Below are 16,592 nucleotides of genomic sequence, written 5' to 3'. Positions count from 1 at the left end.
TGTTGATGGAAGCGGCGATGCAGCGCGCCAACGGTAATATGAGTCAGGCGGCGCGGTTGTTGGGGATTACGCGGCCGCAGTTGGCGTATCGGTGGAAGACGAGGGGGATTCGGGGGGAGGGGGGGTGATTTGGTTGGGTTGGTCGGTGTTTGTTTGAGCGGCGATGGCTATTGCACCCAAGTGCGTACGACATCCCCCTGCGGGGGACGCCGGTCACTCTTCTTTGCTTCGGCAAAGAAGACTAACGAGAAGAAAGCCGACCCTGCCGGGAGCAGAGCAATCGCGGGGGCGAGGGGCGCTGGTTTCGTCGTACGGCCGCAGTTTTGCTGGCATCTGCCGTTACCAGCTTGTAGGGCATCGCAATGGCATGATCCATGGGTTTCGTGGTGATGCCCTTGACCTCGTGTGTGGTGACCATTCCCACATCTGCCGTTACCGGCACGGACCACCACGACACACCACATGCCAATGGTTTCGTGGTGGGGCGGGCGCGGTGGTGAAGGCCTGGGGCATATCACCCGGTGCCACCGCGCCCACGACGGAACCGGACCGCCTGAAACTTCGTGGCCGGCCACTACGCGAGCGACAGACGGCTTGAAGCAAGTGATGTCTGCTACCGGGGGCCTCACCACGAATCCCGGAAGCTGGCAGGATCGTGGCCAGTCAAGCCGGTACCGGCAGAAGCCCGCCGGCACTCTGGGCTGTACGACGAAATCATCGATATTCGAGAGCCTGATGGCTCTGCCCCCGGCAGGGTCGGCTTTCTTCTCGTTAGTCTTCTTTGCCGAAGCAAAGAAGAGTGACCGGCGTCCCCCGCAGGGGGATGTCGTACGCACTTGGGTGCAATAACCATCGCCGCTCAAACAAACACCGACCACCCTCGCAGGGGGATGTCGTATAGCTGTTGGGTGCAAAAACCAACGCCGCTCAAACAAACCGCGCCACCCACCACCCAAAAGCCATTTAATCATTTGATGCAGTCAGCAATCCACACCCCAAGCAAGTGACCAATCCGGTTGTTGCGCCGCATGCGCCCGCAATCCCTTCCCCCTCCTACCTCTAACCTCCCCCCGCCCCCATCACTGTTGCAGCGCCGCAGCCTTACCGCGATTCCGCCGACTCCCCGCAAACCACCGCCCGGCGCGACATTTGATCAATTGATCAAATGTCGCCGCCATCTTCATCAATTGATAGAGCTATGGCGCGGGCATCGCTTCGGGTAAACGCGCAAGCCGGTCCGGCAAGATTCCCAGGATCCCTTGTGCCGTCGTGATTTGCATCCGCTGGCACGCTCTTCGCAATAGAGGCCATACAAGCCAAGCGAAGGAGCAGCGCCATGATCAACCAGTCGGTCCCCTTGTTTGAAGCCACGCCCCGCTACGTCCGCGTCGGCGGTCGCACGCCGGAAGGCTTCGTGCAGTTTGCCTTCAGCGTGTCCGACCCGGAGCTCAACGTCGAGCTGATCATGCCCGAGCCGATGTTCGAGGCTTTTTGCAGCGTCAACCACGTGCGCTTCCTGCCCCCGGAAACTCCGGTGGCCGGCCAGGACGACTGAGCACGCCAAGCCCCGCGCACCCGTTCCCCCCACATAAAAAACAGCAAGACCCAGGAGACCAAAGCGATGCAAGTCGACATTAAGACCCAGCAGATCCAGCCGCTGCGCCAGACCTACGGCCACGTGGCCCGCCGCTTCGGCGACAAGCCCGCCTCGCGCTACCAGGAGGCAACCTACGACGTGCAGTCGGAGGTCAATTTCCACTACCGCCCGACMTGGGATCCGCAGCACGAGATCTACGACAAGCGCCGCACCGCCATCGTGATGAAAGACTGGTACGCGCTCAAGGACCCGCGCCAGTACTTCTACGGCGCTTACGTGACGGCGCGCGGCCGCCAGCAGGACGCCACCGAGAAGAGYTTCGCCTTCGTGGAGAAGCGCGGCTTGCTGCAGGCGCTGCCCGCCGAATGGCAGGACCGCCTGGCCGACGGCCTGCTGCCGCTGCGCCATGTGGAGTGGGGCGCCAACATGAACAACTTCTATTGCGCCGACTACGGCTGGGGCACGGCCATCACGCAGGCCTGCACCTACTGCGCGATGGACCGTCTCGGCATTGCCCAGTACCTGACGCGCATCGGCATGCTGCTCGACGGCAATACCGGCGTGGCGCTGGAGCGCGCCAAGGTGGCCTGGATGGAGAGCGCCGCGTGGCAGCCGATGCGCCGGCTGGTCGAGCGCAGCTTCGTGATCGAGGACTGGTTCGAGACCTTCGTTACCCAGAACCTGGTGCTCGACGGCCTGCTTTACCCGATGGTGTACCAGCACGCCGACGCCGCCATCGTCCGCGGCTGCGGCACGGGGCTGGCGGTGCTGACCGAGTTCATGAACGACTGGCGTGAAGAGCATGCGCGCTGGGTCGACTCGGTGGTGCAAACCGCCGCTGCCGAATCCGACGCCAACCGCGTGCTGCTGTCCGGCTGGGCCCGCGCCGCGCGCACGCAGGTGGCCGAGGCGCTGGTGCCGGTGGCCGACACCTTGCTGGGCGAGGGTGGCGAGCAGGTGATCGCGCTGTGCCTGGAGCAGTTCGACGTACGCCTGAACAAGCTTGGCCTTGCCGCCTGAGGAGCCCGCCATGACCGCCAACGTCTATATCGCGCTGCAAAGCAACGACGACACCCGTCCCATCATCGAAGCCATCACCGAGGCCAACCCGCACGCCGTGGTGTCGCAGTTTCCCGCCATGGTGAAGATCGATGCGCCGGGCCACCTGACCATCGTGCGCGAACTGGTGTCGGAAAAGCTCGGCCGCGAGTGGGACCTGCAGGAGATCCACCTGAACCTGATTTCGCTGTCGGGAAACATCGACGAAGACGACGACGCCTTCACCCTGCACTGGAACGCCTGAGACGGCCCGCCCACCGCAAAGAAAAACGGAGACAGAACACCATGGACGCACGCAAGAAGCTGAACCTGCGGGAAAAATACGCGACGATGACCCGCGACCTCGGCTGGGAAACCACCTACGAGCCGATGGACAAGGTCTTTCCCTACGACAAGTACGAGGGCATCAAGATCCACGACTGGGACAAGTGGGAAGACCCGTTCCRCATGACCATGGACGCCTACTGGAAATACCAGTCGGAGAAGGAGCGCAAGCTGTACGCCATCATCGACTCCTTCGTGCAGAACAATGGCCACCTCAACGTCTCGGACCCGCGCTATCTGAATGCGCTGCGCCTGTTCCTGACCGGCGTGACCCCGCTGGAATACGCGGCGCACCGCGGCTACGCCCATCTCGGGCGGCACTTCCGCGGCGCCGGTGCGCGGGTCGCGGCGCAGATGCAGTCGATCGACGAGCTGCGCCATGCCCAGACCCAGATGCACACGCTGTCGGTCTACAACAAGTACTTCAACGGCTTCGGCGAGTGGCAGCACATGCACGACCGGGTCTGGTACCTGTCCGTGCCCAAGTCCTATTTCGAGGACGCCATGAGCGCGGGGCCGTTCGAGTTCATCACCGCGATCTCGTTCTCCTTCGAATATGTGCTGACCAACCTGCTGTTCATGCCCTTCATGTCGGGCGCGGCCTACAACGGCGATATGGCTACGGTGACGTTCGGCTTCTCCGCGCAGTCCGACGAATCGCGCCATATGACGCTGGGCCTTGAGGTGGTGAAGTTCCTGTGCCAGCAGGACCCGGACAATATCCCGATCCTGCAGAAGTGGCTGGACAAATGGTTCTGGCGCGGTTTCCGCCTGCTCACGCTGGTCGGCATGATGATGGACTACATGCTGCCCAAGCGCGTGATGTCGTGGGCCGAAGCCTGGGAGATGTACTTCGAGCAGGCCGGCGGCGCGCTGTTCAAGGACCTGGAGCGCTACGGCCTGCGCATGCCCAAGTACCACGAGGTGGCCACCAAGACCAAGGACCGCATCACCCACGAGGCCTGGGGCACCTTCTACAACTACGCCGCCGCGGCCGGCTTCCATACCTGGGTGCCCAAGCAGGACGAAATGGCCTGGCTGACGGAGAAGTATCCCGACACCTTCGCGCGCTACTACAAGCCGCGTCTCGACTACTGGCTGGAACGCCAGCAGGAAGGCGAGCGCTTCTATAACGGAACGCTGCCCATGCTGTGCCAGACCTGCCAGATCCCGATGGTGTTCTCGGAGCCTGACGATCCCACCCAGACCTGCTACCGCGAGAGCACCTACCACGGCATGCAGTTTCACTTCTGCTCGGACGGCTGCAAGGACATCTTCGACGGCGAGCCGCAGAAGTACGCCCAGGCCTGGCTGCCCGTGCACCAGATCTACCAGGGCAATTGCGGCGGCGCCTCGCTGGACGATGTGCTCAAGTGGTACCGCATCAACGTCGGCGCGGACAACCTCGATTTCGAAGGGTCGCAGGATCAGAAGAACTGGAACACCTGGAAGGGCGTGCCCGACACGGCGGCCTGAGCGCGCAACCGACAAGAGACAGAAGATAAGGAGACCACCATGTCCGTCGTATCCATTGGCCCCTACGAGTTCGAACCGGCCGATCGCGAGGCCGTGTTCCACGGCAACCGCCTGCTGTACATCGGCTGGGACCGCCACCTGCTGTTCTGCGCGCCGCATTGCCTGCCTTTTCCGCCGTCGATGCGTTTGCGCGATGTCGTGGAGAACGTGCTACCCGGCGTGTACGGCTACCACCCCGACTTTGCCCGCATCGACTGGAGCCGCGTGGAATGGCTGCGCGGCAACGCGCCCTGGCAGCCGGACCTGGACCGCACGCTGGAAGAGAACGGCCTGGGCCACAAGGCAGTAATCCGCTTCCGCACGCCGGGGCTGGACGGCATCGACGGCAGTTGCAGCTAAGCCGGCGCCGTGGCTGGAACGATCAGAAAGCCTAGTAGGCTAGTAGGAGACACAAGATGTATTCCCTGACCATTGAACCGATCGGGCAGACCATCCCGATCGCGCCCGGCCAGACCGTGCTGGATGCCTGCCTGCGCAACGGTGTGTGGCTGCCGCACGCCTGCTGCCACGGCCTGTGCGCCACCTGCAAGGTGCAGGTGGTGAAGGGCGAGTTCGAGCATGGCGAAGCGTCCAGCTTCGCCCTGATGGACTTCGAGCGCGACGGCGGCCAGTGCCTGGCTTGCTGCGCCACCGCGCAGTCCGACATGGTGATCGAGGCCGACATCGAGGAGGATGCCGACTCGCTCGGGCTGCCGCTGGCGGACTACCGCGCCGAAGTGGTGGAGACCCGCGCGCTGACGCCCACCATCCGCGGCATCTGGCTGCGCGTGAAGGACGGCAATGCCGCCGCCTTCCAGGCCGGCCAGTACCTCAACCTGCGGGTGCCCGGCTGCGAACAGCCGCGCGCCTTCTCGCTGGCCAACCGTCCGGGTGACGACCTGGTGGAACTGCATGTGCGTCGCGTGGAAGGCGGCCAGGCTACGGCCTACCTGCACGAGCAGCTCGCGGTTGGCGATGAGCTTGGTTTCTCGGCGCCCTACGGCCGTTTCTTCGTACGCAAGTCCGCGCAGGTGCCGATGCTGTTCCTGGCGGGCGGTTCCGGTCTGTCCAGCCCGCGCGCGATGATCCTGGACATGCTGGCTGCCGGCGAGACCTTGCCGATCACGCTGGTGCAAGGCGCGCGCAATCGCGCGGAGCTGTACTACGACGAGGCGTTCCGCGCACTGGCCGACGCGCATCCGAATTTCCGCTATGTGCCGGCGCTATCCGACGAACCGGCCGGCAGTGGCTGGGATGGCGCGCGCGGCTACGTGCATGAAGTTCTGCACGGGCTTTACGCCAATGGCGCCACCGCTGACTTCCGGGGGCACAAGGCCTACCTGTGCGGACCGCCACCGATGATCGAAGCCTGCATCCGCACGCTGATGCAGGGCCGGTTGTTCGAGGAGGACATCCACACCGAGAAGTTCATCTCCGCCGGCGATGCGCAGAACAGCGCGCGCAGCCCGCTGTTCAAGATCTGAAGGAGAGAGCGCCATGCATACCGTGGAGATCGCGGGAAGCGGCCAGCGCTATCCGTGCGCGCCGGAGCAGAACCTGTTGCGCGCGATGGAAGCGCTTGGCAAGCGCGGCATACCCGCCGGCTGCCGTGGCGGCGGCTGCGGGGTTTGCAAGGTGCGCATCGAGGCCGGCCGCTACCGCACCGGCAAGATGAGCCGGGCCTGCCTGTCGGCCGAGGAGGAGGGCAGTGGCCTGGTGCTGGCGTGCAAGGCCTATCCGGACAGCGATATCCGCCTGCGGCCGGTGGCGCTGCTGCAGCGCTGCCTGGACCGGCAGCGGGAGCGGTGGGATGAACAGGAAGCGAAGGGATCAACGTAGCAAGCTTGCAGCAAAACGTAGCAATAAAAAAGATGGACCGATAACCCCATCATCAAGGAGACCGTCATGGCATTGACAGGCGTATTGCGCCCCGGGCACGTGGCATTGCGCGTGCTGGAACTCGAACCGGCGCTGAAACACTACACCGAAGTACTCGGACTGATCGAAACCGCGCGCGACGACAAAGGGCGCGTCTACCTGAAGGCCTGGGACGAGCACGACCACCACAGCGTGGTGCTGCGCGAGGCCGACAGCCCGGGCATGGACTACATGGGTTTCCGCGTCGATAGCGGCCGCACGCTGGAACGGCTGGCGCGGGAGGTGGAGCAGTCCGGCCTCGCATCGGATTTCCGGTGGATTCCTGCCGGCGAGCATCCGCATACCGGCGTGCGCTTCCGTTTCACCATTCCCACCGGCCATCCGATCGAGCTCTTCGCCGACAAGGACAAGCTGGGCTGCCTGACCGGCGACAGCAACCCGGACCCGTGGCCGGACGACCTGCGCGGCATGGCGCCCAGCCGCTTCGATCATTGCTTGCTGTATGGCGACGATCTGGATGGCACCGTCAGGCTGTTCCGCGACGTGCTTGGCTTCACGCTGGCCGAGCAGGTGGTGGCCGGCCCGGACAAGATGATGATCGGCGCTTTCCTGACCTGTTCCAACAAGGCGCATGACATTGCGTTCATTCGTCATGCCGAGAAGAACAAGTTCCATCACGCGTCGTTCAACCTGGACAACTGGGGCGAGGTGCTGAAGGCCGCCGACATCATTTCCAAGAAGGATGTGTCGCTCGATATCGGGCCGACGCGGCATGGCATTACGCGCGGCGCCACCATCTACTTCTTTGACCCTTCTGGCAACCGGAATGAGGTCTTCTCCGGCGGGTATATCCACTATCCAGACAAGCCGACCATCACCTGGACCGACAACGAACTGGGCCGGGCGATCTTCTATCACGACCGGAAGCTGAACGATGCGTTCCTGAGTGTATTGACCTGATTCCCGGCGTAGCGTCACGGCCGATGCCAAGTGTTTTCTCCCCTTTCCCGCTTGCGGGAGAGGGGAGAAAGGCGAATCACCAGCAAGATGCGGCGCACGCTGCCGCAACCAGCGAGACAACATGAAAGAGTTCAAGAACTTCATCAACGGCGAATGGGTGGCCACCAACCGCCAGTTCGACGACCGCAACCCGGTCGACAACAGCCTGATCGCCCGTGTGCACGAAGCCGGGCAGGCCGAGGTCGATGCCGCGGTCGCAGCGGCAAGGCAAGCGCTGAAAGGCCCTTGGGGCAAGATGACCGTGGCACGGCGTGTCGAGATACTGCACGCCGTAGCGGACGGCATCAACCGCCGCTTCGACGATTTCCTGCAAGCCGAGATCGCCGACACGGGCAAGCCGCTGTCCCTCGCCAGCCATATCGATATCCCGCGCGGCGCGGCCAACTTCAAGGTCTTCGCCGACCTGATCAAGAATGTGCCGACCGAGAGCTTCGCCATGGCCACGCCGGACGGCGGCGAGGCCATCAACTACGCGGTGCGCTCGCCGCGCGGCGTGATCGGTGTGGTGTGCCCGTGGAACCTGCCGCTGCTGCTGATGACCTGGAAGGTCAGCCCGGCGCTGGCATGCGGCAATACAGTCGTGGTCAAGCCGTCCGAGGAAACCCCCGCCACCGCCACGCTGCTGGGCGAAGTGATGAACGAGGCCGGTGTGCCGCCGGGCGTCTATAACGTGGTCCACGGCTTCGGCCCGGATTCCGCCGGGGCCTTCCTGAGCGCGCACCCGGATGTGAACGGCATCACGTTTACCGGCGAGACCCGTACCGGCGAGGCCATCATGAGAGCCGCCGCCAATGGCGTGCGCCCCGTCTCGTTCGAACTGGGCGGCAAGAACGCCGGCATCGTGTTCGCCGACGCGGACTTCGACAAGGCAGTCGCCGGCATCACCCGCTCGGCCTTCGAGAACAGCGGCCAGGTTTGCCTGGGCACCGAGCGCGTCTACGTGCAGCGGCCCATCTTCGAGCGCTTCGTCGCGGCGCTCAAGGCCAGGGCCGAGGGCTTGCGCATTGGCCGACCGGGCGACGAGGGCGTGAACATGGGCCCGCTGGTGTCGCTGGAGCATCGCGCCAAGGTGCTGTCCTACTACAAGAAGGCGGCGGAGGCGGGCGCCACCGTGGTCACTGGCGGCGGCGTGCCCGAGATGCCCGGCGCGCTGGCCGAAGGCGCCTGGGTGCAGCCCACCATCTGGACCGGGCTGCCCGAGGATGCGGCCGTGATCCGCGAGGAGATCTTCGGCCCCTGCTGCCATATCGCGCCGTTCGATACCGAGGAAGAAGTGATCCACCTTGCCAACGACACGCCTTACGGCCTGGCCGCCACGGTGTGGACATCCAACTTGGGCACCGCCCACCGCATGGGTAGCGCCCTGGACGTCGGCATCTGTTGGATCAACGCCTGGTTCCTGCGCGACCTGCGCACCGCCTTTGGCGGCGCCAAGCAATCCGGCATCGGCCGCGAGGGCGGGGTGCATTCGCTGGAGTTCTATACCGAGCTGCGCAATGTGTGCGTGAAACTGTGAGCCAGTCCATGAAACCCGAACAAATCCTCGACATCGGCGCCAGCCTGCACCACGCGCTGTCCACGCGGCAGGCCGTCGCGCCGCTGACCGGGAGCTACCCCGAGCTGTCCATCGATGATGCCTACCGCATCCAGCTCGCCATGGTGCAGCACCGGCTGGACGCCGGCGAGCACGTGATCGGCAAGAAGATCGGCGTGACCAGCCGGGTAGTGATGGACATGCTCGATGTGCGCCAGCCGGACTTCGGGCACCTGCTCTCCGGCATGGTCTACGCCGATGGCGCGGCCATTGCCGCCGATACGCTGATCGCGCCCAAGGCCGAAGGCGAGATCGCCTTCGTGCTCAAGGAAGACCTGGAAGGCCCGGGCGTGACCAATGCCGATGTGCTGCGCGCCACCGCCTACGTGCTGCCGTGCTTCGAGATCGTCGACTCGCGCATCCGCGACTGGAAGATCCGCATCCAGGACACGGTGGCGGACAACGCGTCCTCGGGCGTATTCGTGCTGGGCGATGCGGCGGTGGACCCGCGCGGCCTCGATCTCGGCACGGTCGGCATGACGCTGGAGAAGAACGGCGAGATCGTCGCCACTGGCGCGGGCGCCGCCGCGCTCGGCCATCCGGCCAACGCCGTGGCGTGGCTGGCCAATACGCTGGGCCGCCTCGGCATCGGGCTGAAGAAGGGCGAGGTAATCCTGTCCGGCTCGCTCGCCGCGATGGTGCCGGTCAAGGCCGGCGACCAGCTTCGCATCAGCCTGGGCGGCATCGGCTCGGCCGGTGTGCGCTTCATTTGAACGGACCCCAGATCTGGATAAGCAGCCCGGGACATCGCCATGAAACTCACCCAAGACATCATCCAGCAGCTCGCCGAGCACCTGGAAAACGCCGAGCTCAATCGTGAGCCCGTGCGCAAGATCACCGACACCCATCCCGACATGGACTGGGATGACGCCTATGCCATCCAGGACGCGATCCGGGCACGCAAGGAAGCGCGCGGCACCCGCATCGCCGGCCTCAAGATGGGGCTGACCTCCTTCGCCAAGATGCGCCAGATGGGCGTGACCGAACCGGTCTACGGCTTCCTGACCGACTACGGCGCCTGCATGGACGGCGGCGCCATCGATACCGCATCGCTGATCCATCCCAAGGTGGAAGCCGAGATCGCCTTCGTCCTCAAGCATCCGCTCAAGGGGCCGGGTTGCCATATCGGCGACGTGCTCGCCGCCACCGATTTCGTGCTGCCCGCGGTGGAGGTGATCGACTCGCGCTACGAGAACTTCCGTTTCGACTTGAAGAGCGTGATCGCGGACAACACTTCGTCGGCCCGCTTCGTGGCGGGCGGCACGCATTGCAGCGCGCAAGGCATCGACCTGAAGAACCTCGGCGTGGTGCTGGAGAAGAACGGCGAAGTGGTCGCCACGGCGGCCGGCGCGGCGGTGCTGGGCCATCCGGCCAGCAGCGTGGCCATGCTGGCGAACATGCTCGGTGCGCGTGGGCGCGAGCTGCCGGCGGGCGTCTTCATCATGACCGGCGGCGTGACCGAGGCCATCGCGGTGGCGGCCGGTGACAACATCACGGTGCGCTACCAGCATCTCGGCGCTGTATCGATGCGCTTCGTCTGATGCGCCAGGCCAGCGTGATGGTGGCGCTGTACGATATTGCCCACTCAACCCACACAGCAGGAGAAGAGCCATGCCCATCATGCAAGTGTTTCTGATCGAAGGCCGGACCGAAGAACAAAAGGCCCGCCTGATCAGCGCGCTGACGGACGCCGCCGTGGAATCGATCGGTGCGCCGATCGAGAGCGTGCGCGTGATGATCACCGAGGTGCCCAAGACGCAGTTTGGCATCGCGGGCAAGACAGCGAAGGAACTCGGCCGCTGAGGGAGCGGCATACGGAATGCCTGGCGGCACTGGACTGCCCGGGCACGGAGACAACATGGACATGAAAGCAGGCGCCGGCGGCAGCCATCCGCCCGGCAAGCACAAGGTAGCCATCATCGGTTCGGGCAACATCGGCACGGACCTGATGATCAAGGTAATGCGCCACGGCCGGCATCTGGAGATGGGTGCCATGGTCGGCATCGACGCCGCGTCGGACGGCCTGGCCCGGGCCGCGCGGCTGGGCGTGCCCACCACGGCCGAGGGCATCGAAGGCCTGGTGAGGATGGACGGATTCGGCGAGATCCGCATCGCCTTCGATGCCACCTCTGCCGGCGCGCATTCGCACCACAACAAGATCCTGCAGCAGCACGGCATCCAGGTGATCGACCTGACCCCGGCCGCGATCGGGCCTTACGTTGTGCCGGTGGTCAACCTGGACCAGCAGCTCGGCGCCAGCAATATCAATATGGTCACCTGCGGCGGCCAGGCCACCATCCCGATGGTGGCGGCGGTATCGCGCGTGGCGAAGGTGCACTATGCCGAGATCGTCGCGTCCATCTCCAGCAGGTCGGCCGGGCCGGGCACGCGCGCCAATATCGATGAGTTCACCGAGACCACCAGCCAGGCGATCTGCTCGGTAGGCGGCGCGGCGCGCGGCAAGGCCATCATTGTGCTGAACCCGGCGGAGCCGCCGCTGATGATGCGCGACACGGTGTTTACGCTATCCGAGAACGCCGACGAAGCGGCGATGGAAGCCAGCGTGGAAGCCATGGCGAAGGCGGTGCAGGCCTATGTGCCCGGCTACCGGCTCAAGCAGCGCGTGCAGTTCGAGCGCATCGATCCGTCCGCGCCGTTGAACATCCCGGGGCTGGGGCCGATGAGCGGGCTAAAGACATCGATTTTCCTCGAAGTGGAAGGCGCCGCCCACTACCTGCCCGCTTATGCCGGCAACCTCGACATCATGACCAGCGCCGCGCTCGCCTGCGCCGAGCGCCTGGCGGAAACCCGGCTGGCCGCGTAAGCGGCGGGCGCACGGAGACAACACATGACCCAGCAAGCCACGCAGAAGAAACTCTATATCTCGGATGTCACGCTGCGCGACGGCAGCCACGCCATCCGCCACCAGTACAGCCTGGACGACGTGCGCCGCATCGCGGCGGCGCTGGACGCGGCCAGGGTGGATTCGATCGAAGTCGCGCACGGCGATGGCCTGGCCGGCTCCAGCTTCAACTACGGCTTCGGCGCGCATACCGATCTCGAATGGATCGCCGCCGCGGCCGAAACGGTACGCCATGCAAAGGTCGCCACCCTGCTGCTGCCCGGCGTGGGCACCGTGCACGACCTGCGCGCCGCGTACGACGCCGGCGCGCGCGTGGTGCGGGTTGCCACGCACTGTACCGAGGCCGATGTCTCGCGCCAGCATATCGAGTACGCGCGCGAACTCGGCATGGACACGGTGGGCTTCCTGATGATGAGCCACATGACCACGCCCGCCGCGCTGGCGCAGCAAGCCAGGTTGATGGAAAGCTATGGCGCGCAGACTGTCTATGTGGTGGATTCCGGCGGCGCGCTCAATATGAACGACGTGCGCGACCGCTTCCGCGCCTTCAAGGATGTGCTCAAGCCGGAAACCCAGACCGGCATGCACGCGCACCACAACCTGAGCCTGGGCGTGGCCAACTCCATCGTCGCCGTGGAGGAGGGGTGCGACCGCGTCGACGCCAGCCTGGCCGGCATGGGCGCGGGCGCCGGCAACGCGCCGCTGGAGGTATTCATCGCCGCGGCGAGCAGGCTGGGCTGGCACCATGGCTGCGACCTCTACACGCTGATGGATGCCGCCGACGAGATCGTGCGCCCGCTGCAGGACCGCCCGGTGCGGGTGGATCGCGAGACGCTGGCGCTGGGCTATGCCGGCGTCTATTCCAGCTTCCTGCGCCATGCCGAGGCCGCGGCCGCGCGTTATGCGCTGAAGACCGTCGACATCCTGGTGGAACTGGGCAAGCGCCGCATGGTGGGCGGCCAGGAAGACATGATCGTCGATGTGGCGCTGGATCTGGTGGCGCGGCGCGAGGCGGGAGCAACGCGGATCGCGGCGTAAGGCAGGGCGCCCGCGTCGGGCGCGGGCGCCGCTTCCCTCAAGCCTGCGCCGGTTCCTCCTCCACCCTCGTCATCCGCCGTATCGCCTGCGGCGGCTGCCCGAATGCCCGCAGGAACGCCCGCCGCATCCGCTCGCGATCGCCGAAACCGGTCTCGCGCGCCACCACGTCGACCGGGTGCCGGCCGGACTCCATCATCAGCCGCGCGGCTTCGATGCGCAGGTGTTCCACCGCCTTGGCCGGGGTTTGCCCGGTCTCCTCGCGGAAGGCGCGGCTGAACTGGCGGGGGCTGAGGTTCGCGGCGTTGGCCAGTTGCTCGACCGACAAGCCTTCATGCAGGTTTTGCCGGGCAAAGGCGAGGGCGGACTGGATGCGATCGGATTTGGGTTCGAGTTCCAGCAGCGCGGAGAACTGCGATTGCCCGCCGGCGCGGCGGTGATAGACCACGAGCTTGCGCGCCACCTGGCGCGCGATCACGGCGCCGGCATCCTTCTCGACCAGCGCGAGCGCCAGGTCGATGCAGGCGGTCATGCCTGCCGAGGTCCACACGGGCCCGTCGATGATGAAAATGCGGTCTTCCTCCACGCTGACCCCGGGATAGGCACGCCGCAACCGGGCCGCATAGAACCAGTGGGTGGTGGCGCGGCGGCCGTCGAGCAGGCCCGCTTCGGCAAGGTTGAACGCGCCGGTGCAGGTGGCGCAGACGCGCCGGGTGGAAGTTGCCGCTTGCCGGAGGAACGCCACCAGGCCCGGCGACGCGGGCTGGATATCGTTGTCGCCGACTACCAGCAGGGTATCGAACGCCTCATCGCCGAATGGCTCGGTAGTAACCGAAAAGCCGGCCGAGGTGGCTACCGGGCCGCCATGCTCGGACAGCAGGCGGACGTCGTAGAGGGCCTTGCCGGCGGTGCGGTTGGCGAACTCCAGGACCGTGGTGACGCCCAGGTTCATGACCTGGAACCCAGGATAAAGGACGATTCCGATACGTAGCATGGCGAATCCCGACGATGGCGGAAAAGGTGGCATCTATGACATTGATGCCACTGGATTATGCACCTAATCTTCGTTCCGTGAGGGCCGGCATGGGGCCGGCAGCAGCATCGGAGAACGAACATGGCAGCAACCACAGCAACCACAGCAACCACAGCAACCACAGCAACCACAGCAACCACGCTGCATCGCGGCACGGCCTTGATTACCGGGGCATCCTCGGGGATCGGCGCCGTCTACGCGGACCGGCTTGCCCGGCGCGGCTACGACCTGATCCTGGTCGCACGCAACCGCGAACGGCTCGCCAGGCTGGCCGGCCGCCTGACCAGCGAGACCGGGCGCTCCGTCGAGATCGTGACCGCGGACCTTGGCGCGGACGCCGACGTCGGCCGCCTTGAGACGCTGCTGCGCACCGACGCCAGCATCACATTGCTGGTCAACAATGCGGGCATCGGCGCCGCCGGTCCGTTGCTCGAGTCAGATGCCGCCAAGATGCAGGCGATGATTGCACTCAATGTCACGGCGCTGACCCGGCTGACCTACGCCGCCGCGCATGGACTCGTGGCCCGCGGCAGGGGGACGATCATCAACATTGCGTCGATCGTGGCGGTGGCGCCCGAGCTGCTCAACGGCGTGTACGGCGGATCAAAGGCCTTTGTGCTGGCCTTTACGCAGTCGCTCCAGCACGAGCTGGCGGACAAGGGGGTGCGGGTGCAGGCTGTGCTGCCCGGCGCGATCCGCACGGAGTTCTGGGATGTGGCCGGGAAGCCGGTGGAGAGCCTGCCGCAAGGGTGGGTGATGAGCGCGGACGACCTGGTCGACGCGGCCCTGTCCGGGCTGGACCAGGGCGAAGTGGTGACGCTGCCGTCTCTGCCGGACGCGGCCGACTGGGACGCCTTCGAGGCCGCCCGCGCGGCGCTGGGGCCGAACCTGTCGCGCAGCGTGCCGGCGGCGCGCTTCAAGGTGGCTGCGGCAAGCTGAGGCTGACGGTGGCCGGGACGCAAGCTTCAGTGGCTGGCGTCCCGAAAGCTCAGGCGCGCCGCCACACCGGGGACTCCGCCACCACCACCTTGCGCGGCAGGATCTTCTGGCTGGTGAAGGCATCCGCAATGCGCTGCTGCTCGTCGAGCGATGCCGCGTCCACGGTCTGCACCTGGTAGGTCCGGCGGCGGTTGGCGGCTTCCACGGTGGGTGCGTCCAGGCCAATCAGCGGTGCTTGCCATTGCGCGGCGACGGCGGGGTTTTGCTTGATCCATTCGCCGGCGCGGCGCAGCTCATCGTAGACCACCGCCAGCACGTCCGCATGCCGCTGCGCATAGGGCGTGGCGGCCAGGTAGAAGCGCCGGTAACTCGACAGGCCCTTGCCGTCGCGCAGGATGCGGGCGTTGGCCTGGCGTTGCACGGCTGCCAGGAAAGGGTCCCAGATCACCCAGGCCGCCACGCTCCCGCGCTCGAAGGCGGCGCGCGCGTCGGCCGGGCTCAGGTAGGCGGGCTCGATGTCGCGGATCGACAGGCCCGCGCTGGCCAGGGCTTCGAGCAGCAGGTAATGCGCGCCCGCCCCCTTGGCAAAAGCGATGCGCTGGCCCTTGAGCTGCGCGATTTCCCTGATCGGCGAATCCTGCCGCACCACGATCGCCTGCGCCTCGGGCGAGGGCGTCTCGATGGCGTAGTAGGTCAGGTTGGCGCCGGCAGCGAGCGCGAAGGGCGGCACCGCGTCGGCCACGTCGGCGCTCAGGTCGAGATTGCCGATATTGAGCGACTCCAGCAGCGGCAGCCCGGAGGTGAATTCATACCATTGCACCGACGCGCCCAGTGGCGCCAGTGCCTTCTCCAGCGTCTCGCGCGATTTCAGCAGGATCATCAGCGTGGACGATTTCTGGAAGCCGATGCGTAGCGTGTGTTTTTGCGCCTGCGCCTGCGCGCGCGCGGGCAAGGCCAGGCCGAATGTCGCTGCGGTGCCCGCGGTGGCCAGGCTGCCCACCACGATTTGCCGGCGCCGCCTGTCGAATGCCCTTGTCAACTTTGTCATTGTCGCTCTCCCCGTGTGTTCCGCCGACTCCATCATCAGCACAAGAGCGTAGGGCATGGCACGGGGGCGGGGAACGAAGAATGCCGCAGTTGCTTATGCGGGGAGGTGTGGATAAGCCGGCGCCGGTGCGTGCCGATGTGCATGATGGCGCGTCAAAGAAAGGTCCAATGAATATCGGCTGGGTCGAGTGCGTTAGACTTCATCAAGCTCGACGCTGTGATTCTGATATCTACTAGGTCCTTTCGCAGAGAATCCCATATGAAACCGACCAAAGCATGTCCTGTCGTGCTGAGAACAGCGCAGAACCGCCTTGAGATCCTGGCATTTGAGCACCCCCTGGCCGGTCTACAGATTATCAAGGGCACTATCGAGGCCGAAGAACATCCCGCGGATGCCGCCGTCCGCGAACTGTGCGAAGAGTCTGGTGTAAATGGAGTGGCTACGGTCGACTTGGGCTTATGGCAATCCGGTTACGAACACCAGATATGGTCTCTGCACATCTGTGAGGCGACCCGTTCGCTACCGAACAATTGGGTGCATCACGCAAAGGACGATGGCGGTCATGACTTCAGATTTTTTTGGCATCCGTTAGGTCACGCTCCATCGGATCGGTGGCATTGGCTGTTCAGAAATGCACTCTCGACCATTGAAATGCGACTCGCAGAGCTTGTATAGCATCGGACCAAC

The 16,592-nt window shown here is 65.3% G+C and carries 19 protein-coding genes; 17 read left to right on the top strand and 2 right to left on the bottom strand.

What is annotated here, in order from left to right:
* From AC1DN0_RS31995 to dmpG, 15 genes are all read left to right on the top strand, one after another.
* Positions 1-128: helix-turn-helix domain-containing protein (locus AC1DN0_RS31995; RefSeq protein ID WP_477146286.1), on the top strand; the 128-nt coding region annotated here is incomplete at its 5' end.
* A 1,208-nt stretch (positions 129-1,336) separates the two neighbouring features.
* Positions 1,337-1,555 carry a phenol hydroxylase subunit gene (locus AC1DN0_RS31990; protein WP_045239875.1) on the top strand — a complete coding sequence of 73 codons (219 nt, stop codon included), beginning with the start codon at positions 1,337-1,339 and terminating at the stop codon, positions 1,553-1,555.
* 66 nt (positions 1,556-1,621) lie between these two features.
* A complete protein-coding gene (locus tag AC1DN0_RS31985; RefSeq protein WP_441629381.1) occupies positions 1,622-2,617 on the top strand; it encodes an aromatic/alkene monooxygenase hydroxylase subunit beta in 996 nt (331 codons plus the stop codon).
* A 10-nt stretch (positions 2,618-2,627) separates the two neighbouring features.
* Complete coding sequence (locus AC1DN0_RS31980) at positions 2,628-2,900, top strand: MmoB/DmpM family protein (protein WP_035866715.1); 273 nt, start codon at positions 2,628-2,630, stop codon at positions 2,898-2,900.
* A gap of 41 nt (positions 2,901-2,941) precedes the next feature.
* Positions 2,942-4,456, top strand: coding sequence for an aromatic/alkene/methane monooxygenase hydroxylase/oxygenase subunit alpha (locus AC1DN0_RS31975; protein WP_477146285.1), 1,515 nt, complete (start codon positions 2,942-2,944; stop codon positions 4,454-4,456).
* Between the two features lie 39 nt (positions 4,457-4,495).
* Complete coding sequence (locus AC1DN0_RS31970; RefSeq protein ID WP_035866711.1) at positions 4,496-4,855, top strand: phenol hydroxylase subunit P4; 360 nt, start codon at positions 4,496-4,498, stop codon at positions 4,853-4,855.
* Positions 4,856-4,911: 56 nt separating this feature from the next.
* Complete coding sequence (locus AC1DN0_RS31965; protein ID WP_441629380.1) at positions 4,912-5,979, top strand: NADH:ubiquinone reductase (Na(+)-transporting) subunit F; 1,068 nt, start codon at positions 4,912-4,914, stop codon at positions 5,977-5,979.
* 13 nt (positions 5,980-5,992) lie between these two features.
* The gene (locus tag AC1DN0_RS31960) at positions 5,993-6,334 is read left to right on the top strand and encodes a 2Fe-2S iron-sulfur cluster binding domain-containing protein (RefSeq protein ID WP_441629379.1); all 342 of its coding nucleotides are present in this window, start codon (positions 5,993-5,995) and stop codon (positions 6,332-6,334) included.
* 66 nt (positions 6,335-6,400) lie between these two features.
* Complete coding sequence (locus AC1DN0_RS31955) at positions 6,401-7,333, top strand: catechol 2,3-dioxygenase (protein ID WP_441629378.1); 933 nt, start codon at positions 6,401-6,403, stop codon at positions 7,331-7,333.
* A 121-nt stretch (positions 7,334-7,454) separates the two neighbouring features.
* Positions 7,455-8,909 carry a 2-hydroxymuconic semialdehyde dehydrogenase gene (locus tag AC1DN0_RS31950; RefSeq protein ID WP_441629377.1) on the top strand — a complete coding sequence of 485 codons (1,455 nt, stop codon included), beginning with the start codon at positions 7,455-7,457 and terminating at the stop codon, positions 8,907-8,909.
* An 8-nt stretch (positions 8,910-8,917) separates the two neighbouring features.
* Positions 8,918-9,700, top strand: a complete 783-nt coding sequence (dmpE, locus tag AC1DN0_RS31945; protein ID WP_441629376.1) for a 2-oxopent-4-enoate hydratase — start codon at positions 8,918-8,920, stop codon at positions 9,698-9,700.
* A gap of 39 nt (positions 9,701-9,739) precedes the next feature.
* On the top strand, positions 9,740-10,528 hold the full coding sequence (dmpH, locus tag AC1DN0_RS31940; RefSeq protein ID WP_441629375.1) for a 2-oxo-3-hexenedioate decarboxylase: 789 nt from the start codon (positions 9,740-9,742) through the stop codon (positions 10,526-10,528).
* The gene (locus AC1DN0_RS31935; RefSeq protein WP_441629374.1) at positions 10,470-10,790 is read left to right on the top strand and encodes a 2-hydroxymuconate tautomerase; all 321 of its coding nucleotides are present in this window, start codon (positions 10,470-10,472) and stop codon (positions 10,788-10,790) included. The genes dmpH and AC1DN0_RS31935 overlap by 59 nt, the downstream gene beginning before the upstream one ends.
* Positions 10,791-10,845: 55 nt before the next feature.
* Entirely contained in the window at positions 10,846-11,811 is a 966-nt protein-coding gene (locus tag AC1DN0_RS31930; RefSeq protein ID WP_441629373.1) for an acetaldehyde dehydrogenase (acetylating), read from the top strand.
* A 24-nt stretch (positions 11,812-11,835) separates the two neighbouring features.
* On the top strand, positions 11,836-12,888 hold the full coding sequence (gene dmpG / locus AC1DN0_RS31925; protein ID WP_441629372.1) for a 4-hydroxy-2-oxovalerate aldolase: 1,053 nt from the start codon (positions 11,836-11,838) through the stop codon (positions 12,886-12,888).
* 37 nt (positions 12,889-12,925) lie between these two features.
* Here the strand turns inward: dmpG and AC1DN0_RS31920 are convergent, their stop codons facing one another.
* Entirely contained in the window at positions 12,926-13,879 is a 954-nt protein-coding gene (locus AC1DN0_RS31920; RefSeq protein WP_441629371.1) for a GlxA family transcriptional regulator, read from the bottom strand.
* 120 nt (positions 13,880-13,999) lie between these two features.
* On the opposite strand from AC1DN0_RS31920, the gene AC1DN0_RS31915 reads away from it, so the two are divergent.
* Positions 14,000-14,857, top strand: coding sequence for an SDR family NAD(P)-dependent oxidoreductase (locus tag AC1DN0_RS31915; RefSeq protein WP_441629370.1), 858 nt, complete (start codon positions 14,000-14,002; stop codon positions 14,855-14,857).
* Between the two features lie 49 nt (positions 14,858-14,906).
* Here AC1DN0_RS31915 and AC1DN0_RS31910 read toward each other — a convergent pair whose 3' ends face one another.
* Positions 14,907-15,905: an aliphatic sulfonate ABC transporter substrate-binding protein gene (locus AC1DN0_RS31910; RefSeq protein WP_441629369.1), complete on the bottom strand. Its 999-nt coding sequence runs from the start codon at positions 15,903-15,905 to the stop codon at positions 14,907-14,909.
* A gap of 258 nt (positions 15,906-16,163) precedes the next feature.
* Here AC1DN0_RS31910 and AC1DN0_RS31905 point away from each other — a divergent pair, with 258 nt between their 5' ends.
* Positions 16,164-16,580 (top strand): NUDIX hydrolase, encoded by a 417-nt coding sequence (locus AC1DN0_RS31905; RefSeq protein WP_441629368.1) that lies wholly within the window; start codon positions 16,164-16,166, stop codon positions 16,578-16,580.
* Positions 16,581-16,592: the final 12 nt, after the last annotated feature.

The organism is Cupriavidus sp. 05N39 (assembly GCF_056397325.1).
The sequence above is the reverse complement of the archived record's forward strand: the minus strand, read 5'-3'. Positions and strand labels throughout refer to the sequence as shown.

Bases quoted from the DNA above. Each gene is read 5' to 3' on its own strand.
- AC1DN0_RS31990 (WP_045239875.1), top strand. From the start codon at position 1,337: ATGATCAACCAGTCGGTCCCCTTGTTTGAAGCCACGCCCCGCTACGTC.
- AC1DN0_RS31980 (WP_035866715.1), top strand. From the start codon at position 2,628: ATGACCGCCAACGTCTATATCGCGCTGCAAAGCAACGACGACACCCGT.
- AC1DN0_RS31970 (WP_035866711.1), top strand. From the start codon at position 4,496: ATGTCCGTCGTATCCATTGGCCCCTACGAGTTCGAACCGGCCGATCGC.
- AC1DN0_RS31965 (WP_441629380.1), top strand. From the start codon at position 4,912: ATGTATTCCCTGACCATTGAACCGATCGGGCAGACCATCCCGATCGCG.
- AC1DN0_RS31960 (WP_441629379.1), top strand. From the start codon at position 5,993: ATGCATACCGTGGAGATCGCGGGAAGCGGCCAGCGCTATCCGTGCGCG.
- AC1DN0_RS31955 (WP_441629378.1), top strand. From the start codon at position 6,401: ATGGCATTGACAGGCGTATTGCGCCCCGGGCACGTGGCATTGCGCGTG.
- AC1DN0_RS31950 (WP_441629377.1), top strand. From the start codon at position 7,455: ATGAAAGAGTTCAAGAACTTCATCAACGGCGAATGGGTGGCCACCAAC.
- dmpE (WP_441629376.1), top strand. From the start codon at position 8,918: ATGAAACCCGAACAAATCCTCGACATCGGCGCCAGCCTGCACCACGCG.
- dmpH (WP_441629375.1), top strand. From the start codon at position 9,740: ATGAAACTCACCCAAGACATCATCCAGCAGCTCGCCGAGCACCTGGAA.
- AC1DN0_RS31930 (WP_441629373.1), top strand. From the start codon at position 10,846: ATGGACATGAAAGCAGGCGCCGGCGGCAGCCATCCGCCCGGCAAGCAC.
- dmpG (WP_441629372.1), top strand. From the start codon at position 11,836: ATGACCCAGCAAGCCACGCAGAAGAAACTCTATATCTCGGATGTCACG.
- AC1DN0_RS31920 (WP_441629371.1), bottom strand. From the start codon at position 13,879: ATGCTACGTATCGGAATCGTCCTTTATCCTGGGTTCCAGGTCATGAAC.
- AC1DN0_RS31915 (WP_441629370.1), top strand. From the start codon at position 14,000: ATGGCAGCAACCACAGCAACCACAGCAACCACAGCAACCACAGCAACC.
- AC1DN0_RS31910 (WP_441629369.1), bottom strand. From the start codon at position 15,905: ATGACAAAGTTGACAAGGGCATTCGACAGGCGGCGCCGGCAAATCGTG.
- AC1DN0_RS31905 (WP_441629368.1), top strand. From the start codon at position 16,164: ATGAAACCGACCAAAGCATGTCCTGTCGTGCTGAGAACAGCGCAGAAC.